This window comes from Robinsoniella sp., from assembly GCF_034124845.1.
Genome location: NZ_JAWYAJ010000541.1, coordinates 1 through 1,762 on the forward strand (window position 1 = coordinate 1; position 1,762 = coordinate 1,762).

General features: G+C 39.7%; 3 protein-coding genes. 1 reads left to right on the top strand and 2 read right to left on the bottom strand.

Annotated features, from left to right (window positions below; all coding sequences use genetic code 11):
• Window positions 1-757, bottom strand: a 757-nt coding sequence (locus ACH2DQ_RS26925) for a cache domain-containing protein (RefSeq protein WP_395028678.1), incomplete at its 3' end; no start/stop codon positions are given.
• A gap of 529 nt (window positions 758-1,286) precedes the next feature.
• Here ACH2DQ_RS26925 and ACH2DQ_RS26930 point away from each other — a divergent pair.
• Window positions 1,287-1,466, top strand: coding sequence for a DUF6783 domain-containing protein (locus ACH2DQ_RS26930; RefSeq protein ID WP_395028679.1), 180 nt, complete (start codon window positions 1,287-1,289; stop codon window positions 1,464-1,466).
• Here the strand turns inward: ACH2DQ_RS26930 and ACH2DQ_RS26935 are convergent.
• A partial coding sequence (locus ACH2DQ_RS26935; protein ID WP_395028680.1) for a hypothetical protein occupies window positions 1,459-1,762 on the bottom strand: 304 nt, incomplete at its 5' end. The genes ACH2DQ_RS26930 and ACH2DQ_RS26935 overlap by 8 nt on opposite strands.

Here is a 1,762-nt window from a genome sequence, read left to right on the forward strand (position 1 = left end):
CATCCTGTCCAATTGCTCTGTCTATAATCTCTTTTGAAACATTCTCTGTTAGCAATTCTTTTTCTCTGGCAGAGACAATTCTTCCATCTTCATCAAATATGTATGCCTGCTCTTCTTCTGATGGCTCCGCAGACGCATATAACGAGCAAAGGTATTCTTCACTAATACTGATTCTTTCTGCTCCAACAGGAGTCAGACGATACAGATGATTGATAATACGGTATACAGACACCACGGGCCAGTTCCCTTTTCCAGCCATATATCCCCCATGCATTCTGGCAGAATCCCACATGGGTTTTCCATCCAGTTCGACCAGCTCCTTTTCCAGCTCCGGCAATTCAAAGATATCTTCGCTCTTATAATATCCTCCATACTGATACAGGGTCTTTCCTTTGGTGAATAGAGACAGGGAGGAAATATATCGCTTCGTATAGATCATTTCTTCAATGTAAACTTTAGCTCTGCTCAGGGTCTCCTCATTCACCACACCTGACTTCTCATATACCTCCAACAATGCCTGAATTTCTTTGTTTCCCACAATATTTCTCGATAAAGTCTGAGTATCCTCCAGCACATTTTCCAGGCTGGGCTTCGACTGTTTTAATACTTCCAGCTCCTTTTCATATTGCTTCTCCATAAATTCTCTGGCAATAACACTGTTCATGATACTGAAAAGAAGTACCAGTGGCAGTATCAGGCTGAATAACATTGTGACAGAAAACTTCCTGGCAAGCCCCATATTCTTTAGTTTTTTCATCCACTTTCCCTTTCTCTGAAGATTGGTTTATTGCTTTCCAATTTCTGTGATTAATAGCAACGGCCACAAAGCAGGCATTTTCTATATCCCCGCTGCATACATTTCTATTCTATTATCATTATATCAACCAGTGTTTTTTATTGGAGTGGAAAAATATTCTAATTTGTGCTATTTTTTACGATTTACTAACTGCTTTTTCCCTAAACTATATAATAAAAGCATTAATGATGTTAAATATAGCCCAGATATGGCATCTGGGCTATGAGTAGGGTAAAGCTCATTCTCATCCAAATCGGACGAATCCGCTCCAAAAGAAACTTGCCGCAAAACCGTAGATGGTGAACTTCTTATTTGATATTAAAAAGGCTGAAATTTGGTATTAACCGGCAGGCCTTTCTATATTGCCCTAGTTCTACAACGCACATATTTTTAATGAATAATCCCTCTGTTTTTGAAATAATAAAGAGGGATGCTATTGTGATTAATCCAACAAAGTTTGATCCTATTGCATTAGAACAATGGTATTCTGATGAAGAGAATTCTTTCCCGCCATCTGCACGCCCCACTCTGCGGTATATTTGCCCCGAATTCAGGTTACATAGCCCGCTACGTGCCCTTCATCCGGGACAAATCTCCTACAAAGTATGACGCACAGCTGCCAGAAAGCAATTTTATAACACGCTCTAAAGCAATTGACTATATTATGTAAAATAACCGGATAAATTAACGTCCATAGTATCCATCCATTCTTGCAATGAGTCCATGTCCGTTTTCGGTGGGATGGATACCGTTGTCCAAAACCAATATTCCGGCTCACGCAACTTCACAGTATCATCAAACATCTGATGAATTGGAACCCAGATACACCCTAAATCTCCTGCGATTTTTTTAGTTCGCACCGCTAACTGTTCCACGTGTCTTCGTTTAAACAGTAACATTCCCAATAAGGTGATCCTGAATGGGGAAAAAGTACTGTAAATTCTTCTTTCGATAAGGTCCAAAAAG

Excerpts from the sequence above, each read along its gene's own strand:
- ACH2DQ_RS26930 (WP_395028679.1), top strand. The coding sequence starts at position 1,287 with ATGAAGAGAATTCTTTCCCGCCATCTGCACGCCCCACTCTGCGGTATA.